General features: G+C 59.7%; 6 protein-coding genes. 3 read left to right on the forward strand and 3 right to left on the reverse strand.

Annotation, left to right across the window (positions count from 1 at the left end; all coding sequences use genetic code 11):
• Positions 1–368: MobA/MobL family protein (locus tag ABDK74_RS15850; RefSeq protein ID WP_346004598.1), on the reverse strand; the 368-nt coding region annotated here is incomplete at its 3' end.
• A gap of 213 nt (positions 369–581) precedes the next feature.
• Here ABDK74_RS15850 and ABDK74_RS15855 point away from each other — a divergent pair.
• From ABDK74_RS15855 to ABDK74_RS15865, 3 genes are all read left to right on the forward strand, one after another.
• Positions 582–839 (forward strand): mobilization protein, encoded by a 258-nt coding sequence (locus ABDK74_RS15855; RefSeq protein ID WP_094754701.1) that lies wholly within the window; start codon positions 582–584, stop codon positions 837–839.
• Positions 836–1,372 (forward strand): replication protein, encoded by a 537-nt coding sequence (locus ABDK74_RS15860; protein WP_194265700.1) that lies wholly within the window; start codon positions 836–838, stop codon positions 1,370–1,372. Before ABDK74_RS15855 ends, ABDK74_RS15860 begins: the two co-directional genes overlap by 4 nt.
• A 328-nt stretch (positions 1,373–1,700) precedes the next feature.
• Positions 1,701–2,300: a helix-turn-helix domain-containing protein gene (locus ABDK74_RS15865; protein ID WP_194265701.1), complete on the forward strand. Its 600-nt coding sequence runs from the start codon at positions 1,701–1,703 to the stop codon at positions 2,298–2,300.
• Between the two features lie 38 nt (positions 2,301–2,338).
• Here the strand turns inward: ABDK74_RS15865 and ABDK74_RS15870 are convergent, their stop codons facing one another.
• Both ABDK74_RS15870 and ABDK74_RS15875 read right to left on the reverse strand, forming a co-directional pair.
• Positions 2,339–2,668 carry an SMR family transporter gene (locus ABDK74_RS15870; RefSeq protein ID WP_194265702.1) on the reverse strand — a complete coding sequence of 110 codons (330 nt, stop codon included), beginning with the start codon at positions 2,666–2,668 and terminating at the stop codon, positions 2,339–2,341.
• Positions 2,669–2,721: 53 nt separating this feature from the next.
• Positions 2,722–3,536 (reverse strand): MobA/MobL family protein (locus ABDK74_RS15875; protein WP_346004599.1); only part of this gene is annotated, 815 nt, incomplete at its 5' end.

Consider the following 3,536-nt stretch of genomic DNA (forward strand, 5'->3'; position numbering starts at 1 on the left):
ATCGCTACATCGGCCACCACCCCGTATCGCTCCACCAACTCATGGGCGAAATCCCGGGCCAGTTCTTTCCGTGCGCCCGCGTCCAGCTCGGCCGGTAACGCCAGCTCGTATTCCCGGCCGGTCTTGGCGTCCTTCCTCTTTTCGGCCGTCTCGGCTGCGTTCCATAGAGCGTTCCGGTCCTGCGCCCAGTCCGCACCATCCGGGACCACGATGAACGCATCCTCTACCCCCTGTTTCCGGGTGTAGTCGTGCGTCAGGCCCTGCCGTTCGTCCGTCAGTTCCTGACCAGCACGATAGGCAGCAGCAGCGACGACACTGCGACCGGCCGAACGGGATATGGATTTGACGGACAGGTGATAGATCGCCACAGGGCACCGGGATAAGGAAGGGTTCAGGGAAGGAACGTCCCTGACGCACGCATTGGAACAATGCTAAAGTGCGCCCTTCACTCCTTCGTCGCAAGGGTTGTTTGGCCTTCACGACGAATCAAGGAAACTTCCGAAAAATAGGGTATCTCAACAGGGTCACGCGATGACAGGAATGACAACAGACCATTGCACCCACTTGGGGCGGGAGGAAAAATGACACCCATCGAGAAGGCAAAACAGCAGGTCGAACAGGCTAAGGCCCGGTATCAGGCTTTACTCGCCAGACAGACCGCCGAGGAACGCAAACTGGACACCCGCCGCAAGGTCATTCTGGGTGGGTTGCTGATCGACGCGGCCGGGAAGGATGAACGCTTCGGCCGGGTCATTGATGAGCTGATGAAACGCATCACCCGCGACCATGACCACAAGGCGTTCGAGGGGTGGCAGAAGCCGGAGCCTGACCGGTCATGAGTGACGAACAAGAGCTGGATGACGGGCTGGCAGCGTTCGACCAGCTCGGCCGGGAAATGGCGGAGACAAACCGTCTGCTTCGGGCCGTCCGGTCCGATCAGGCGGCCCGAAACCAGCAGGAACACACCCTGTCGGACGAAATGAAGACAGCTCTCAAACAGGCCACAGGAGCCTCACAGAAGGCGCTACAGGCCGCTCAGACCGAAATGCGCTCTTCTCTACTCTGGACGGGCCTAACGGCCTTCCTGCTCGTTCTGGTGGCGTTTGGCGGGGGATATTTCTTCGGTCATCGGGCTGGATGGGACACCGGGCACGCGGATGGATACCAGAAAGCCCGAAATCAGGAAGCCGCCGCCAGCTGGGCCAACACCCCGGCCGGACAGCGGGCCTATGGCCTCGATCAGCTTGGCAGCCTCGATATGCTGGCCCTGTGCAAGGGGGAAGGCTGGACCATGGAGCGCCAGAAGGGCCGGACGGTCTGCTTCCCGAAACTGGACGCCAAAGGGAACCTTAGCGGCTGGTATATCCCCTGACCGTCACCGGGATGGGAAAGCCGGCCAGCCCTCTCATCCCTTCCTGAGCTATTTTCTCTTGCCCGGTTCTGCCGGCGTCACAGGGTCCGGGCGAGCGCGGAGCGGGAGCGGCATAGCCCGCCCGCAGGGCGCCGGACCAGACCCCAAAATGGCAGTTTTCCACCGAAAAAGAGAGACCAACAGAGAGATTAGATTCTTTTCTCTTTCTTAAGGAGCGCCATATCCCGCAGCAAACAGCGAGAAAGCGATTGTTTTAGGTCTCGGATTCTGAGACTAGTAGACCTCGGAATCCGAGACCTAAAGACAGGTTCTCCACAAGGAGCGAGACATGGCCCAGATTGTGCGCCTCACCACCAAGCCGCAGCGATCCGGACAGGAGGAAGCGGCACACGCCGCCGAGCAGCTCTCGCTCCTGTCTGAAGAACTCCTGAAGCATTTGCCCGGAGAGGCGCGTATAGCCATCTCACGCGCCACACACGCGTTGCAAAAGGCAGCGCGACCAGACACCACCGAAGGGCTTTGGCCGGGAGGTTTCACCATGTTGAGCCGTATGCAGACCGCCACCATCTGGGACGCTATCCGCGAATTATCGTCTGATGATCGCCCCAATCAGGTCCGTCATGCTTTCGATCTGGTGCTGCTCAATCTCCGGCAGGACACGGGCGAAGTCCTACTCACGCGTGACCAGCTCGCCGAACGGATCGGATGTGCGCCCAAAAACGTCAGCACCATCATGGGCACACTGGAAAAAATGGGCGTGATCCGCCGTGAGCGTCGCAGGATTGAAGGCGTACAAGGCCGAGGAATGGCCGTATATTTCATCAACCCGCATGTGGCATGGAATGGCTCGCTGGACGTCCGCAAGGCGCAGGCCGCGGAAACACGGCCACCCATGCAGCTCGAACTTCTCCAAGGGGGTGCATCATGATCGACCTGTCCGACGAACTAGCCTTTATGCAAACAGAATTAGTGCACCGTTGCTGTTGAAAAGAGGTTCATCACCAACACACCTGCAATGATCAAAGTCATTCCGACCATTGCAGGTAGATCGAGGCTCTGTCCCTGAAAAATAAAGGCAATTACAGCAACAAGAACAATACCCACACCAGACCAGATTGCGTAAGCAATCCCGGTCGGAATATCTCTGAGAGCCATCGAAAGACAATAGAAGGCAACGAGATAGCCAATACCAAGAATGATCGTCGGGATAAGACGTGTGAAACCTTCAGAGGTTTTAAGAAGCGAAGTTGCGATGATTTCGGCAACAATGGCTATGCCGAGATAAAAATAGCTCACAGATGTAGTTCCTTGAAGAATTGAAAGCCGCTTTTGATTGGCGCATTCAAATTTTACAACCCGATACTTGGCCCCCGGTCACGGGAACGCCTGACTGTTGGCCTGTCGATCTCTTTGGCGGCTTGCTTCTGCCTCGCCAGTTCGGCGGCCTTCCGGGCTTCATCGGCCGCCCGCTGCTCTGCCTGACGCTGCATTTCCCGCCTGATTTCAGCCTGACGGACCCGCTCCTGCCTCTGGCGTTCGGCTTCCCGCTGCTGCTCCATCCGCTCCCCGAGCTTCCGGGCCAGACCAACCGCCAGCCGTGCCCGCTTCTCAAGGCCGGAGAACAGCGCCGAGGCCTTCTCCATGGCCTTGCGAGCCGTTTCCAGCACCCGGTTCCGCTCACGGATCTCCGCATTCTGCTTCCCGAGATCCGTCACAGGATCTCGGCCGGGGATCTCGCGAGCCGCCTGACGCTCCATGGCTGTCGCTGACACCCCCATGTGCCGGGTCGGCTCCAGTTCCTTCCCCTGGCGCTCGAAGCTCCGGTGATCTACCCGCTGTTCGACCTGGTGCCGTTCCAACGCCATGTTCACCTGGCGCGCCCACACCCCCCGCATATGCTCGATCTCGGCCGAGGCGGTGCTGGCCACGTCCAGAATCCGCGTCTTGGCCCCCAGTCCGTCCTCCCCGGCCGTCCGGGTCGTGGTGAGGATATGGGCGTGATAGTTCCGGTTATCCCCTTCCCGGCCGGGTTCATGGATCGCTACATCGGCCACCACCCCGTATCGCTCCACCAACTCATGGGCGAAATCCCGGGCCAGTTCTTTCCGTGCGCCCGCGTCCAGCTCGGCCGGTAACGCCAGCTCGTATTCCCGGCCGGTCTTGG

Origin of the sequence: Gluconobacter sp. OJB (assembly GCF_039638275.1) — a bacterium.
In the GTDB taxonomy this organism is placed as follows: domain Bacteria; phylum Pseudomonadota; class Alphaproteobacteria; order Acetobacterales; family Acetobacteraceae; genus Gluconobacter; species Gluconobacter cerevisiae.

Coding starts and splice junctions, on each gene's coding strand:
- ABDK74_RS15855 (WP_094754701.1), top strand. CDS start 582: ATGACACCCATCGAGAAGGCAAAACAGCAGGTCGAACAGGCTAAGGCC.
- ABDK74_RS15860 (WP_194265700.1), top strand. CDS start 836: ATGAGTGACGAACAAGAGCTGGATGACGGGCTGGCAGCGTTCGACCAG.
- ABDK74_RS15865 (WP_194265701.1), top strand. CDS start 1,701: ATGGCCCAGATTGTGCGCCTCACCACCAAGCCGCAGCGATCCGGACAG.